We start from the raw sequence: 13,852 nt of genomic DNA, 5'->3' as shown, positions 1-13,852 counted from the left end.
TTTCTACGTATCTACGATATTTTTTTATCGTAGATACGCTGCTTTATTTGTTTACTGTTTTTATGAATAGAGTGCATAAAGAAGAGTTCAAGATAAATAAAGACAAAGACTCTATACTCTATATTGCCGTTTATATAACCGTATAGAATCAAACCTACGGAAAGTATTAGTAGGATTAATATAGCGTAAAAAATGAAAGTTGATAACTTTAAAATTTTTTTATTGGAAACCAGAATTAGATGCTCATTTTCTGCATTCAGTTGCGTTGAAAAGCTATTAAAGGATAACAAATTATTATCATATATACGCTTTTTTTCTAACTGTCTTTCTCTATAGCTAACGAGAATAAATAAAATACCAGCAGAGAGAAAGTAAAGGAATGATATTAAGCTTTCAGAATCATCATACTCCCAAAAGTAAATCCCGAATATTGTTACTCCTATCCAAAAAAACAGGGCAGCTGTCAGTACATAAAACGATCTAGACTTCTTAACAGAGAGGGTTGTCACTAGAGTGGCTATCCTATTTAGTAATAATAATCATTATTATCTATAGTAAGATATACTCTGAACTTAAACAATAGTTCTGTTTAATTAAAAATAAACATCAACTACCATCGTCCTCAAAATCTCTCAACTCACTATTCAAACTACTCAAAAACTCATCACTTTGCGCCAACAGTTTATTGAGGCGTTCTTCATTGATTAGCCTTGTCATCTCCTCAGCGCTAAACGGCTGTTCTTGACTGTAGTAACGCAGCTCTCTAGCGTCCTCATTGCCTAACGTTTGCAGATACTCATCCACGCTATCTGCACTAGAATCAGCAGCGCTAGAGTCTTCTTTTTTAAATTGTTTATCATCTTTCATTAAAACCACCTTATGCCGCTTGGCGTGATTAAGCCATCTAATGGCACATCCCACGGTTGACGCGCTAACTGCTCAACCACTTGAAAATCATAACACCAGCCTATTTTTAATGGCTTTTTAGCGCCAGAGCGAGAGCCTTTACCTAACGTTGTATCATAAAAGCCGCCACCCATACCCATACGGTTGCCGTTTAGGTCTACTGCCACTAACGGACAGATAACGACGTCCAACTCTCGCGCCCACAGTAACCTGCGATGGTGGTTTTGTTTCATACCTAGCTGATGAATACGTGTCGGTACGTTAAGTAGTTTTGAGTGATAGATAGGGACGAAACGCAGTCGTTTATCCTCAAAGCCATTGCTAGCACGACCAAGTGAACCGACCACGGGTAGATAAGATAAATAGCCTAAGCGTTGACACCACTCTAAAATTGGCTGAGTGGGTAGTTCGCCAAACCCATCATAATACAATCCAATACGTGCGTTTTTTGGTAGCCTCTGCTGTAACTTAGACAGATGCAAGCTTGCAGAAAGAGCGTATTGTCTACGTTCACCGTCATTTAACTGGCGACGCTGGCGAGTAAATTGCCGTCTAGGTGGATTACTAATTATAGGTTTGGATGATTGAGTATTTTTTGAATCAAGACTATTTTGCTCAGATAGTATTGATTTAGGGTACGTGGTTTCAAAGTGCATAGGTATCTTATCCAATGAAGTGTCAGATTGGTGCTAACAGGCGTTTTTAGACATTCGTTTTTAAGCATCGCTCAAGGCTATTTGTGAATATTCAACAAGCCTTAGTCATGCTATCATAACGCCACTTTACATCGTATTTCCGTTTATGTGCAGCAGCTGTTGCACTTTTTATCGTTCAGTTATCCAACAACAAACCAGCAAAGAGGGTAGTTATGTCGACACAGAATCAGGCAACTCGTACCGAAAAAGACACTATGGGAAATGTGGAAGTCCCAGCTGATGCTTATTGGGGTGCGCAAACGCAGCGTAGCCGTCAAAACTTTAAAATCGGTGGCGAAACATTACCACGTCCAATGATTGAAGCGATGGCAATGGTCAAAAAAGCCGCTGCGATTACCAATGCAAGCCTAGAGCGTATCGAAGGCGACAAGCGTGATCTAATCGTACAAGCCGCTGACGAAATCATCAATGGCGGTCTGGTTGATCAGTTCCCATTGGTCGTATGGCAGACAGGTTCTGGCACACAATCAAACATGAACATGAACGAAGTATTGGCTAACCGTGCTAACGAGATCGCTGGTTCTGAGCGTGGCAGCTACACGCCAATTCACCCAAATGACCATGTAAACCATGCACAGTCTACCAACGATAGCTTCCCAACGGCGATTCGTGTGGCGGCTGCTCGTCAGATCAATAGCTTGCTGATTCCAGCGGTAACAGCATTACGCGATACATTAGCGGCTAAAGCAAAAGAATTCGATAGCATCGTAAAAATCGGTCGTACGCATTTGCAAGATGCGACACCTTTGACCTTAGGCCAAGAGTTCAGCGGCTATGTGAGCCAACTTGACCATTCGTTGACTCGTATCGACAATGCGCTGCAAGGCCTGTATGAATTGCCATTAGGCGGTACTGCGGTTGGTACTGGTCTAAATGCGCACCCTGACTATGCAGTAACAGCGGCTGAGCAACTAGCGACTTTGACTGGCTTGCCATTCGTTACGTCACCGAACAAATTTGAAGCACTAGCCGCTCGTGATGCCGAAGTATTCGCCTCAGGCGCATTAAAAACATTAGCGGGCAGCTTAAACAAAATCGCTAATGACGTACGTTGGTTGGCATCTGGCCCTCGCTGTGGTCTGGGCGAATTGACGATTCCTGAAAATGAGCCAGGCTCTTCTATCATGCCAGGAAAAGTGAACCCAACTCAGTCAGAAGCAATGACCATGGTTGTCGCTCAGGTCATGGGTAACGACACGACTATCAGCATGGCTGGCGCATCAGGCAACTTTGAACTAAACGTTTATAAGCCAGTGATCGCATTTAACTTATTACAGTCTATTAAACTGCTTGGCGATGCTTGCAACAGCTTTAACGACAACTGTGCGGTTGGTATCGAGCCAGTAAAAGACAAGATTGATGATTTCTTGCATAACTCGTTGATGCTAGTAACGTCATTGAACCGTCATGTTGGTTATGAAAATGCAGCGAAAATCGCTAAGACGGCTTATAAAGAAAACAAAACCTTGAAGCAAGTAGCGGTTGAGCTAGAGCTATTAACTGAAGCGCAGTTTGATGAGTGGGTTATTCCTGCTGATATGGTGAACCCTAAATAAGCAGTAGATCAAATATTGACCTACTACGGCGTTAGATTTGCTTGATGTACGATAAGTATCATTTGCATGCGTCTTTTCGTCTCACTGAGAATTTAGAAATAAAAAGACCTTGTCACTTCTTATATGAGTTATAAGAGAATGTGGCAAGGTCTTTTTTTGGCCTATACTTTTCAAGCTATTGCTATATTTTATCTAGGGGATATAACCTCAAAGTTTGCTTATGGACCAGTATAACTATTATCATATACCTGCAGGATTTTAGAAAAAAAGACAATAACCTAAATCGGAGTAAATAATGATTACCCATGTTCCTGATATGACCTTTAAAACTCGTGTTCGTGATGACTCTATTGGCGGAGACAACCCATTCACATGGTATGATCTAACCACAGATGAGTTATTTGCCAATAAAAAAGTGGTTGTGTTTTCTCTACCAGGTGCCTTTACACCAACTTGTTCAACCAGCCATCTCCCTCGTTATGAAGAGCTTTATAATGAGTTTAAGGCATTAGGCGTAGATGAAATAGTTTGCATTTCTGTCAATGATGCGTTCGTCATGTACCAATGGGGTCTAAAGCAAAACCGTGAAAACGTTTTCTTACTTCCTGATGGTAATGGTGAGTTCACTCGTAAAATGGGCATGCTTGTTGACAAAAGCAATGTTGGCTTTGGTATGCGCTCATGGCGTTATTCGATGGTAGTCGATAATAAAGAAGTTAAAAAAGTGTTTAAGGAAGCTGATTTTGGTGACAACTGTCCAATAGACCCATTTGAAGTATCAGATGCGGACACTATGTTAGCGTATTTAAAAAGTAATGCTTAGGTTCCATTGAGTTTGTAGTGTGGGTTGTAACCCACGAATCTATAAACTTATTGAATAAAAAGACCTTGCCACATTATATGGCAAGGTCTTTTTTTATGACAATTTAGGCTTAATTAGAACTTATAAAGCAAACCAAGTGTCGTCGCTGACTCCATACGTGAGTCAACCATTGGGCTATCGTATTGCTCATTTGGTACATAGCTCACGCTTTGATTGGCAAACCCTGCAAAGCGCTCATTAAAGTCATAGTTGGCGCTAATGTTGATATACGGGTTCAAGCTAGAGTTAGACTTATAAGCAGCAACACCTGTTTCTGCTGACTCTTCATCACTTACGCCATAGTAGTATTCGTTGTAATCGGCATCATGATACTCAAAACCAATGCTTGGATAGACGGTCAGCTTGTTTTTGCTAAATCTCGTAAGGTAGGTCAAGCGAGCTGTGTTACCACCACTACGATCTAATACATCAGCACCTATTTGCGCGCGAATACCGCCGATAGCAGTACGACGCTGATAGCTAAGACCTGCTTCTGCTGAGGATTTACGCTCATCCAAACCTTGAAGTGCACCATTGGCATCATCAGGTTCAAACTCAGAACCTGCAAGCTTTGCATAAGCCGAAAACTGATTAACGCCGTCATTGATCAGATATGCACCAGCTTGTGCACCGCGTACATAGACTCTATTGTTGTCATAAAATGCACCTGGTAGCACGCGCACCTCAGTATTGTCTTCGAGGTCATAGGCTGAGTTGACCGCCATGACATTGACCCCAACGCTAAGGACAGCGTCTTTGTCAGTCGGCAAGTTATCATTAAAAAGTGCGGCGTTAGACATGCTAGCCACACTAAATAGTGCAGTAGCGGTGAACGCGCTAAACATAGTACGTGTAGAGATATTGGGTAGCGCTGCAAGTTTTAACATAATTGGGTCTCATGAGTGAGTATAGATAACTGAGTGGTGCGATTAGGCGATGCGTGTTCAAAAGGACAGTTAATAAAACGAATCTGTAACGTTAGTCAGTGTGCTGTTTTTGGGAACTATATAGCAATAATAGATAAGTATGAGCATTTACTCAATGGCTTTTAGTACTTGCAGCAATTGCTGATGAATATCTTGCCACCACCAGACAAAACCAATGCTAATAAGCAGCATCGTAAACCATGGTAACAGCTGCCAGATAAATGAGGGTTTTACAGGTTCTTCGGGCTTGGCGATGCGATGAGTTGCGCTATTCTTAGATGCTGAATAGGTAGCAGTGCTTTTTTCTACATTGCCGTGCACATTTGGCATAGCCGTATCATGGTTATCCAGCTCAGCACTTTGATTAATGACATCTTGATCGATGGAGCTGCTGCCATAACGGTCTGAGTGATTGAGTTGGTCATTATACTGACTATTATATGAATTGCCGTCTTGGTTACCGTAGTGATAGGTAGTTTGATAAGCGTGGACACGCTGAGCTTGCTGAGTAGATGCATTTTGTATATCGATAGCCAAGCGCTGACGATAGCCAATGGCAAAAGCTAACGCGATTACCAGTCCTGTAACGGCGCCACCGATATGTCCTGCATTATCAATACCTGGTACGGCAAACCCATAGACGAGGTTGATGCCCATAATAAATATTAGACTTTTTAGGTTGAGCACCATGCCATTGATCGATATTTTAAATAATGCCGCGATCAACAATGCCGCGCCAATACCCATTATACCGCCAGAGGCGCCAGCTGATAGTCCAGGCTGTCCCGTACCATCCAAAATACTTTGCCATGTGACATAGCTGTTGAGTAAATTACCACCGACTGCCGCCAGTAAAAATAAAGTCAAAAACTTGGCTGAGCCAAACATCGGCTCGGCAATCTGCCCAAAGAAATACATGGCAAACCCATTAAACAATAAATGCATCAGACCAATGTGCAAAAACGCACTGCTGACCAATCGCCATGGATCATCATTCATGGTAAAAGGTAAAGCATTGGCACCCCATTTGAGCAGTGCCTCTGTAGAGGGGTTATTGGCATCGACACCTGTCAATATCTGCATAATAAATAGCCCGATAAAGCTGGCTAGTAGCAGGGTAGTGACGGGCGCTGTTTTTAATAGTTGTTGAATGGTCATAAAAGCGAGATATCATCAAAATGTTGTATATATAGTATAAAGGGTATGGTCAGATAATGTTATGTATCCGCAGGTCATCATGATACAAGTTTTGATAGCCTTGATGACTGATAGCTTTTAAAGCTAGCTAGTTCTTAGAAATAGAAAGTTCTTAAAAACGGCTAGTTCTAAAACCTACCAATTTTAAGGTTCTCATAAGTACCTTTGACCAAGATATCATCCGTGACTTTATTGATGTCGGTATGACCGCAAAACGCCATTGATAGATCACACTCTTTATAGATAATTTCAAGCGCGCGACGTACACCATCTTCACCATAAGCGCCCAATCCATAGAGGAAAGCGCGCCCAATCATCGTACCTTTCGCGCCCAATGAAATAGCTTTTAGCACATCTTGACCAGAGCGAATGCCACTGTCTAGCCACACCTCGATATCGCTATCTTCAGCATGGACAGCTTGTACAATATCGGACAGCACAGCAATAGAAGACAATGCGCCATCCAATTGACGACCACCATGGTTTGAAACGACCAGTGCATCGGCACCGCTACGAGCAGCCATAATGGCATCTTCAGGTTCCATGATACCTTTGATGATGAGCTTGCCGCCCCACATGTCTTTGATACGGGCTACGTCATCCCAGCTCAAACGCGGATCAAACTGCTCTTCTGTCCAAGCAGTTAGAGAGGACAAGTCATCAACACCTTTGGCATGACCTACGATATTGCCAAAGGTATGGCGTTTGGTGCCTAGCATGTTCATACACCACTGTGGTTTGGTCATTAGGTTCATGATATTGATAAGGGTCGGTCTAGGCGGTGCAGACAAGCCATTTTTGATATCTTTATGGCGTTGACCGAGTACTTGTAAGTCGGCTGTGAGGATCAGCGCCGAGCAGTTGGCATCTTTTGCCCGTTGAATCAATCTGGCCACATAGTCTTGGTCACGCATGACATATAATTGAAACCAAAACGGCTTGCTGGTATGAGTCGCGATATCTTCGATAGAACAGATGCTCATAGTCGAGAGCGAGAAGGGCACACCAAACTTTTCGGCGGCACGCGCGGCATGAATCTCACCATCCGCCCACATCATACCCGTAAACCCAGTTGGGGCGATGGCGACTGGCATATTGACGGACTCGCCAATCATATTTGTTGCCAGACTACGGTTGTCCATATCGACCAATACTCGCTGGCGCAGTTTAATACGGTCAAAGTCGGTTTCGTTATTACGATATGTGGTCTCAGTCCATGAGCCTGAGTCGACGTAATCGTAAAACATACGCGGTACTTTGCGTTCAGCGACACGGCGCAGGTCTTCGATTTCTGTTATTTTTTTTAAGACAGGTTTTAATTCTTTCATGATTTCTCACCACTTTATCATCGTAATAGAACGTCTTTATTATAAATCTAATATTATTAAGCGAGCAGTTGCTGCAAATCCATCACCGAAAACGGATAGTTTAATCGTTTGGATGGCGTCAAAATCACAGGAATAGTCGTAGCAAATTCCATCATGAGCGCTTCATCAAAGTCTGCAATATCGACATATTGATAGCTAATTGGTTGTACTGCCTGAAACTGTGTGATTATTTGTTCAGCGACATCACATAAATGACAGCCCGCTGTGCCCAGTAGCCACCATTGATTGTCGTTATCAGCGGTGTCGAGGTTTGGATTTTCTAAAATAACACGCGCTCGTAATACTTCTATATTATCATCATGCATAGGTAGTCTCTTATCTTCATACTGATTACAACGCGCTGACTATCATCACGCGCTTGTCTAAAACGCAAAATATTTTGACGGTCATTACATCATAAAGAAATGGGGTAAATAATGACAGCGATTGTGAGATTAGGTAAGATGAGCTGCTGTTGATTGTTATTAATGACTGATGGTCAGCAGTTGATAAATAGCTATAAACAGCCCGTTTAAAATCATTGATTTTTAGTTGATGTTTTATAGTTATCAATAGAGTATTTATCTTATCTTATTACTTTTTTAACCACTCGGATATCGCGCATGGCAAGTTTTGGCACATTTATTAAACGACTGTTATTGGCAATTATGCTACTGGTTGTCGCATTCCATATTTTGGTCGTTGGCCTACTATTAGTTTGGAAAACGCAGCCAATTAACAACAGTATGTTTATGTTGACGCATCGCCTGACAGGCGGCACGGTCACTCAGACATGGGCTGAGTACGATGCGATTGCTAAGTCTGCCAAGCAAGCGGCGATTGTGAGCGAAGACTCGACGTTTAGTCAGCATAGCGGTTTCGATATGAAAGGTATTGAAGCGGCAATGAAGAAAAACGAGGAGACAGGTAAAACCTCTGCGGGTGGTTCAACGATTACTCAGCAATTGGCAAAAAATTTGTTCTTAACCTCGCACCGTTCTTATGTCCGAAAAGCTGAAGAAGCTGTCATTACTGTGATAATTGAGACCCTGTGGGATAAGCAGCGCATCATGACCGCTTACCTCAATGTGGCAGAGTTTGGCAATGGTATCTATGGTATTGATGCAGCAGCGCATCATTATTTTGATAAGTCTGCGGCCAATCTAAACCGAGATGAGTCAGCACTCCTTATTGCGATGCTCACCAATCCAAAGTACTACGAAGACAATCAAGGCGACAGACGTTTACGCAATAAGCAAGCCATTATTAAGAAACGCATGAAAAATGCCGTATTACCGCAAGCCTCTTCGTAAATATAAACCTTTAGGGTTAGGCTATATTTTAGGCTAGGATGTTGTAGGCTAGATATTTCAAATAACACTAGGGCGTGTCCTCATTTTAAAAATAGTATAAAAAGAAGAACACGCTCTAATAAAGACAGAACTATATAAGATGATGGCGTATCGATAACGCAAAAGGAGTAGTGACGTGGTAGAGATGACTGGTAATCAGAGCGATGATGTTAACGATATGATTGACGTTAATAGTATGAACGAGGGCGCTAATAAAAGTATTAATAAAGATATGAGTATAGATAATAGCCTAAATGAGTTAGCCGACGTCGAATGGCAACGCTCAGAAGACGGTAGCTATTCACCCAGTAGTTATATCAATCGTGATTTATCTTTATTACAGTTTCACCTTCGCGTCTTAGCGCAGGCATCTAGTTCTCGCCATCCATTGCTTGAGCGCTTATTTTTCCTAATTATTTTTTCATCCAATCTCGATGAGTTTTTTGAGATTCGTGTCGCTGGTATCATGCAAAAGCTTAACATTGGTGATGTATCGACCAGCGCCCATGGCATGCGCCCCAGCGAAGTGCTAAACGAGATATCTATTATTACGCATGCTGCAATTAATGAGCAGTATCGGATTCTCAATGAAGATATCTTGCCAGCGCTTGCATTAGAAGATATTCGCTATCTCAAACGTGATGAGCTAAACGCTGAGCAGTCTGCATGGATGAAGCGCTATTTTACCGAGCAAGTCGTACCCGTACTGACGCCAATTAGCATTGATCCGGCGCATCCGTTCCCGCGTCTTGTGAATAAAAGCTTAAACTTTATTGCTACATTGGAAGGCAAAGACGCCTTTGGTCGCGATATTAACTTAGCGATTGTACCCGCGCCGCGTAGTCTACCGCGCGTGATTCGTCTGCCAGATGAGTTGACTGGTGGTAAAGAACATCATGTCATGCTATCTGCTATCATTCATGAGCATATCGGTGAGCTATTCCCTGGAATGAGTGTGACAGGCTGTCACCAATTTAGGCTGACACGTAATGCCGATTTAGATTTGGCTGATGATGTCGAGGATATTGCCAAGGCGTTAGAGGGTGAGCTTGAAAACCGCCGTTTTGGTGATAAAGTTCGTCTTGAGGTGACAACTGAATGTCCAACGCATATCAGTGAATACCTGCTCAATGAGTTTGAGCTACACGACAATCAGCTGTACCGTGTCAATGGCCCTGTCAACTTAACGCGTCTGCTGTTTGACTTTAACATCCCTGCACTGCGCTATCAGCCATTTACTCATGTCGTGCCAAAAGCATTTCGCCGAGAAATGGATAAGTCAGACAAATCGACCAGTATGTTTGCTGCTATGCGTAAAAGCGATGTATTGGTTCATCATCCTTTCCACGCCTTTTCTCCGATTATCAATTTGCTTTGGCAGGCTGCCAGCGATCCCAAAGTATTGGCGATTAAACAAACGCTATATCGTTCAGGAACCAATTCAGAAATCGTCAAAGCGCTTGCCGCTGCTGCTCGCAATGGTAAAGAAGTCACGGCTGTCATTGAGCTGCGTGCGCGTTTCGATGAGGCGTCTAACATTGCGGTTGCCAACTATTTACAAGAAGCTGGCGCGGTCGTGGTCTACGGTATCGTCGGTTATAAGACCCATGCCAAGCTCATGCTAATCGTACGCCGCGAGGGTGATAGGATTCGCCGTTATGTACATTTAGGTACGGGTAACTATCATGCGGCTAACGCCAAGGTTTACACAGATTATGGTCTATTCAGTGCCGATCCTGATATCTCAGAAGATGTTCACAAAATTTTCCAAGAACTGACCGGTATGGGCAAACCTGCCAACCTTAAAAAGCTGCTACATGCACCGTTTACTTTGCACGAGAAGTTGATGAACTTTATCGATGATGAAATTGCTCATGCCAAAGCAGGTAAACAGGCTCATATTATTATCAAAACCAACGCGCTAACTGAGCGTCGACTCATTGATAAGTTGTATGATGCCTCGCAAGCAGGTGTAAAAATTGAGCTGATTTTGCGGTCTATGTGTTGTCTACGTCCGCAAGTGAAAGGACTCTCTGAAAATATTACGGTACGCTCTGTTATCGGACGGTTTTTGGAGCACACGCGCGTTTATTATTTTTATAATAACGGCGATGAGCGTCTATACTGTGGTAGTGCAGACTGGATGGATCGTAATTTATTCCATCGTGTGGAAGTGGCGTTCCCGATTGAGAATAAAAAACTGTTTAAGCAGATCTATCAAGATGGCTTGATTAACTATTTACAAGACAATACGCAAGCATGGACACTTGATGGCAATGGTGTTTGGCAGCAGCTAAAGCCAGTAGCAGGAGAGGAACCACATGTCGCACAAGATCATTTATTAAAGACGATCAATCGTGTGGGAGAGTCTAGCTAATTCCTAGGATTGCCTTTAGCTAATTTTTAGTAATTCGGTTATCTCTCTAACCAAGCACTGGTAAATACTGGTGCTTGGTTTTTTTGCGCTTACTCACTGCAAAAGTTACAAACTGTCTTGCAACCTCACAATTATTCACATATTGATACGGCAGTACACTGGTGCATTACCCAAGGTCATACCTATAATTAATGTCAACTATGACGCTACTTGCTAAGTATTGGTTACTTCTTTATGCGTCGGTACAAATTTAAGATGTATATATATATAGTGTTTCAAAACCATTTAATTAAATTATAAGAATAGGAAATAATTATGAGTACTACTAACGATGATAACTCGGATATTAAGCAAGCTGCAGAACAGGTAAATGGGCAGGAAGTTGAAAACAACTTAGCAGAAAACAAAAAACCCAACGCCCCAGAGTCATTAAACGAAGAAGAGCAAACGCCTTTTATTGATGACGATCTACGTACTGATAAGTAATTTACAACGATCAAAATACTGACCCAGTAGAGAACCTAACAGATAATAAAAATAAATGATAAAGCGAGGGACGCGCCATGACTATACAAAAACCAGTAGCAACAGAAACAGAAACAGAAGAAAAGGTAATCGTGGATGATCCTGCTGCTAATGAATCGGAAAATCCAAAAGACAGCTATGTAGGGCGCAAGCACAAACCTGAAATCGATGGACCTGAGCAAGATTCGCAAGAGACCGATGAGGTGTATGCGGATCCGCGCAAAGAAGAAGACCTTGCCGCTGGCGGCAAAAACGCAGCAGAACTGAGTGCCTACGACTTGAGCCAAAAAGGCAATGAGTAAAGGTCTGTATATAAGAGCAGGCTAGCCAAATAGATAAAATTATAAATACAAAACGAGGATATAGTAATGAAAGCTAAAGACTCAGCGATAGACAACACGAAAGCACTAGGACCTGATGATCACAGTGCAATTGAGAAAAATACTACTGAGAACAAAGGAACGGATACTTTTGATGAGTCTGTAGTCGACTCAGAGCATGTGAATGATAACGATAATCCAGCACGTCAGCCAGACCGCCGTGATCAAGAAGGTAGTACCGCATTCGACGACAATATAAATGAAGAAACTGTCGGTAGTGCAGCACCTAAGAGTGAGGCTATTAACGACTTGAATCGTTATGCCAATATTGATAATGCGCAGACCCGTATCTTAAATCCTGATGAAAAGGACTAGGCAAGTATAGAAATGATCGGTGATAAGGAACGAATAGAGAGAAGTTAAGCATTGAATATAAAGTGTAACCTAAATTCATTTGCACAGTGATCAATGAGTGCTTACTAACAAATAGTATTTCTTAGATTAGACAAGCAGTTAACACAGTAGGGAGTATCAATGAATAACTCACATAATGAAAGCGTCAAAAGTGATCCTAATTTGAAAGATGCAGATGACAATAATGGTATCGTCCCTGATGATGCATTACAAAAAGCAAATCCAACTGCAGCAGAGAGGGCTACGGAAGACCATGATCCGCATGATATCGCTAAGAGCAATAAACAGTATGACAGCCCTTTAATGGAAGACAATAAGTAATATGTCGGTGTACCAATAACTATTTTACACATTTACAAAAAGGCACTGTATTTGATAGGAGTGAACCTCTCGTATCAAATATAGTGCCTTTTTTCGTTTTCTATACTATATAGGTAGATGCTTATGGAAGTAGGTACAGGGAGAGGCCTTTTTATGCGGGTGTACCACTATGAAAACGCAGCTCAGCATCTGGACTACTTATCAATTCAGCCTCTACTTCTTTAAAGAACGCAACTCGCTCGTCTATATTTTCGTCTGATAATGATTGGGCAAGTGCAAGATAATCTTCGAAATGACGACTCTCTGATTTGAGCAGATAACGATAATATTTTGCTAAGCGCTCATCATCGATGACTTCGGCTAACGCTGCAAAACGCTCACAAGAGCGTGCTTCAATAAAAGCCCCTATTATCAACACATCGACCATCGCTGCTGGCTCGTAAGTGCGCTTATGTTTTAGCATACCTTTAGCATAGCGACCAGCACTCAGATATTTCCATTCTTGTCCACGCTCATTCATGATGCCCAGTACTTGTTCATAGTGCAGCATCTCTTCACGTATCAGCTGTGCAAGTTTACGTTGCAAGTCATACGAGAACTCATAACGGAATATTAAGTTCATTGCCGTGCCAGCGGCCTTTTTTTCGCAGTTGGCATGATCTTGAATAATCATGGGCAGATTCTCAATAGCAGCATCTACCCAAGCTTTCGTGGTGTGTGCGCCCAAGAAGTTATAGACAGGAGATAGATCTATCTTTATAGGAGTACGCAGACGTGTGATATCCACACTGTCTTCTTCGATCAGTTTTTCTTCAATATTATCGCTATTTATAGCACTTTCTGACGATTGTAATGTTTCGAGGTCTTGTTGATTGATGGTCATAGTCTAAGGAAGCTTTGTTTGTGAATGATAATATAAGTAATTATATCGTTAGTCCGACATAGATACGATGCTAAATAACGGATAGTCATCAATATGTGTTTATTAACAGATAACGATTAAGCATAATTAA

16 protein-coding genes are annotated in these 13,852 nt (G+C 42.0%); 8 read left to right on the top strand and 8 right to left on the bottom strand.

Annotated features, from left to right (window positions below):
* Window positions 1–11: 11 nt before the first annotated feature.
* The 3 genes from ACT3QQ_RS03265 to ACT3QQ_RS03255 form a co-directional block, all read right to left on the bottom strand.
* Window positions 12–509, bottom strand: a complete 498-nt coding sequence (locus ACT3QQ_RS03265) for a DUF3981 domain-containing protein (protein WP_444526893.1) — start codon at window positions 507–509, stop codon at window positions 12–14.
* 97 nt (window positions 510–606) lie between these two features.
* Window positions 607–867, bottom strand: coding sequence for a hypothetical protein (locus ACT3QQ_RS03260; RefSeq protein ID WP_444526892.1), 261 nt, complete (start codon window positions 865–867; stop codon window positions 607–609).
* A complete protein-coding gene (locus tag ACT3QQ_RS03255; protein ID WP_444526891.1) occupies window positions 867–1,562 on the bottom strand; it encodes a 5-formyltetrahydrofolate cyclo-ligase in 696 nt (231 codons plus the stop codon). The genes ACT3QQ_RS03260 and ACT3QQ_RS03255 overlap by 1 nt, the downstream gene beginning before the upstream one ends.
* 212 nt (window positions 1,563–1,774) lie before the next feature.
* On the opposite strand from ACT3QQ_RS03255, the gene fumC reads away from it, so the two are divergent.
* Together fumC and ACT3QQ_RS03245 are read left to right on the top strand one after the other, a co-directional pair.
* Window positions 1,775–3,178: a class II fumarate hydratase gene (fumC, locus tag ACT3QQ_RS03250; protein WP_444526890.1), complete on the top strand. Its 1,404-nt coding sequence runs from the start codon at window positions 1,775–1,777 to the stop codon at window positions 3,176–3,178.
* A 295-nt stretch (window positions 3,179–3,473) separates the two neighbouring features.
* A complete protein-coding gene (locus ACT3QQ_RS03245; RefSeq protein ID WP_192518204.1) occupies window positions 3,474–4,001 on the top strand; it encodes a peroxiredoxin in 528 nt (175 codons plus the stop codon).
* A gap of 113 nt (window positions 4,002–4,114) precedes the next feature.
* Here the strand turns inward: ACT3QQ_RS03245 and ACT3QQ_RS03240 are convergent, their stop codons facing one another.
* The 4 genes from ACT3QQ_RS03240 to ACT3QQ_RS03225 form a co-directional block, all read right to left on the bottom strand.
* On the bottom strand, window positions 4,115–4,927 hold the full coding sequence (locus ACT3QQ_RS03240; protein ID WP_444526889.1) for a MipA/OmpV family protein: 813 nt from the start codon (window positions 4,925–4,927) through the stop codon (window positions 4,115–4,117).
* Between the two features lie 147 nt (window positions 4,928–5,074).
* Window positions 5,075–6,124 carry a rhomboid family intramembrane serine protease gene (locus ACT3QQ_RS03235; RefSeq protein WP_444526888.1) on the bottom strand — a complete coding sequence of 350 codons (1,050 nt, stop codon included), beginning with the start codon at window positions 6,122–6,124 and terminating at the stop codon, window positions 5,075–5,077.
* 167 nt (window positions 6,125–6,291) lie between these two features.
* Window positions 6,292–7,491, bottom strand: coding sequence for an alpha-hydroxy acid oxidase (locus tag ACT3QQ_RS03230; protein ID WP_444526887.1), 1,200 nt, complete (start codon window positions 7,489–7,491; stop codon window positions 6,292–6,294).
* Window positions 7,492–7,547: 56 nt separating this feature from the next.
* Entirely contained in the window at window positions 7,548–7,856 is a 309-nt protein-coding gene (locus tag ACT3QQ_RS03225) for a glutaredoxin family protein (RefSeq protein WP_444526886.1), read from the bottom strand.
* A 297-nt stretch (window positions 7,857–8,153) separates the two neighbouring features.
* Between ACT3QQ_RS03225 and mtgA the strand changes: the two genes are divergently transcribed.
* From mtgA to ACT3QQ_RS03195, 6 genes are all read left to right on the top strand, one after another.
* The gene (gene mtgA, locus ACT3QQ_RS03220) at window positions 8,154–8,843 is read left to right on the top strand and encodes a monofunctional biosynthetic peptidoglycan transglycosylase (RefSeq protein WP_444526885.1); all 690 of its coding nucleotides are present in this window, start codon (window positions 8,154–8,156) and stop codon (window positions 8,841–8,843) included.
* A gap of 271 nt (window positions 8,844–9,114) precedes the next feature.
* A complete protein-coding gene (gene ppk1, locus ACT3QQ_RS03215; RefSeq protein WP_444526923.1) occupies window positions 9,115–11,259 on the top strand; it encodes a polyphosphate kinase 1 in 2,145 nt (714 codons plus the stop codon).
* 315 nt (window positions 11,260–11,574) lie between these two features.
* Window positions 11,575–11,745 (top strand): hypothetical protein, encoded by a 171-nt coding sequence (locus ACT3QQ_RS03210; RefSeq protein ID WP_444526884.1) that lies wholly within the window; start codon window positions 11,575–11,577, stop codon window positions 11,743–11,745.
* Between the two features lie 77 nt (window positions 11,746–11,822).
* Window positions 11,823–12,086, top strand: coding sequence for a hypothetical protein (locus ACT3QQ_RS03205; protein WP_444526883.1), 264 nt, complete (start codon window positions 11,823–11,825; stop codon window positions 12,084–12,086).
* A gap of 66 nt (window positions 12,087–12,152) precedes the next feature.
* Window positions 12,153–12,479 carry a hypothetical protein gene (locus tag ACT3QQ_RS03200; RefSeq protein ID WP_444526882.1) on the top strand — a complete coding sequence of 109 codons (327 nt, stop codon included), beginning with the start codon at window positions 12,153–12,155 and terminating at the stop codon, window positions 12,477–12,479.
* A 159-nt stretch (window positions 12,480–12,638) separates the two neighbouring features.
* Window positions 12,639–12,839: a hypothetical protein gene (locus ACT3QQ_RS03195; RefSeq protein WP_444526881.1), complete on the top strand. Its 201-nt coding sequence runs from the start codon at window positions 12,639–12,641 to the stop codon at window positions 12,837–12,839.
* A gap of 151 nt (window positions 12,840–12,990) precedes the next feature.
* On the opposite strand, the gene ACT3QQ_RS03190 is transcribed toward ACT3QQ_RS03195, so the two are convergent.
* Window positions 12,991–13,722, bottom strand: coding sequence for a tRNA-(ms[2]io[6]A)-hydroxylase (locus ACT3QQ_RS03190; protein ID WP_444526880.1), 732 nt, complete (start codon window positions 13,720–13,722; stop codon window positions 12,991–12,993).
* Between the last annotated feature and the right edge of the window lie 130 nt (window positions 13,723–13,852).

This window comes from Psychrobacter sp. AOP7-A1-24 (assembly GCF_052376235.1).
In the GTDB taxonomy this organism is placed as follows: Bacteria; Pseudomonadota; Gammaproteobacteria; order Pseudomonadales; family Moraxellaceae; genus Psychrobacter.
The sequence above is the reverse complement of the archived record's forward strand: the minus strand, read 5'-3'. Positions and strand labels throughout refer to the sequence as shown.

What these genes read in the sequence shown, in the direction of transcription:
- ACT3QQ_RS03260 (WP_444526892.1), bottom strand. Translation starts at nt 867, where the DNA reads ATGAAAGATGATAAACAATTTAAAAAAGAAGACTCTAGCGCTGCTGAT.
- ACT3QQ_RS03255 (WP_444526891.1), bottom strand. Translation starts at nt 1,562, where the DNA reads ATGCACTTTGAAACCACGTACCCTAAATCAATACTATCTGAGCAAAAT.
- fumC (WP_444526890.1), top strand. Translation starts at nt 1,775, where the DNA reads ATGTCGACACAGAATCAGGCAACTCGTACCGAAAAAGACACTATGGGA.
- ACT3QQ_RS03245 (WP_192518204.1), top strand. Translation starts at nt 3,474, where the DNA reads ATGATTACCCATGTTCCTGATATGACCTTTAAAACTCGTGTTCGTGAT.
- ACT3QQ_RS03240 (WP_444526889.1), bottom strand. Translation starts at nt 4,927, where the DNA reads ATGTTAAAACTTGCAGCGCTACCCAATATCTCTACACGTACTATGTTT.
- ACT3QQ_RS03235 (WP_444526888.1), bottom strand. Translation starts at nt 6,124, where the DNA reads ATGACCATTCAACAACTATTAAAAACAGCGCCCGTCACTACCCTGCTA.
- ACT3QQ_RS03230 (WP_444526887.1), bottom strand. Translation starts at nt 7,491, where the DNA reads ATGAAAGAATTAAAACCTGTCTTAAAAAAAATAACAGAAATCGAAGAC.
- ACT3QQ_RS03225 (WP_444526886.1), bottom strand. Translation starts at nt 7,856, where the DNA reads ATGCATGATGATAATATAGAAGTATTACGAGCGCGTGTTATTTTAGAA.
- mtgA (WP_444526885.1), top strand. Translation starts at nt 8,154, where the DNA reads ATGGCAAGTTTTGGCACATTTATTAAACGACTGTTATTGGCAATTATG.
- ppk1 (WP_444526923.1), top strand. Translation starts at nt 9,115, where the DNA reads ATGAGTATAGATAATAGCCTAAATGAGTTAGCCGACGTCGAATGGCAA.
- ACT3QQ_RS03210 (WP_444526884.1), top strand. Translation starts at nt 11,575, where the DNA reads ATGAGTACTACTAACGATGATAACTCGGATATTAAGCAAGCTGCAGAA.
- ACT3QQ_RS03205 (WP_444526883.1), top strand. Translation starts at nt 11,823, where the DNA reads ATGACTATACAAAAACCAGTAGCAACAGAAACAGAAACAGAAGAAAAG.
- ACT3QQ_RS03200 (WP_444526882.1), top strand. Translation starts at nt 12,153, where the DNA reads ATGAAAGCTAAAGACTCAGCGATAGACAACACGAAAGCACTAGGACCT.
- ACT3QQ_RS03195 (WP_444526881.1), top strand. Translation starts at nt 12,639, where the DNA reads ATGAATAACTCACATAATGAAAGCGTCAAAAGTGATCCTAATTTGAAA.
- ACT3QQ_RS03190 (WP_444526880.1), bottom strand. Translation starts at nt 13,722, where the DNA reads ATGACCATCAATCAACAAGACCTCGAAACATTACAATCGTCAGAAAGT.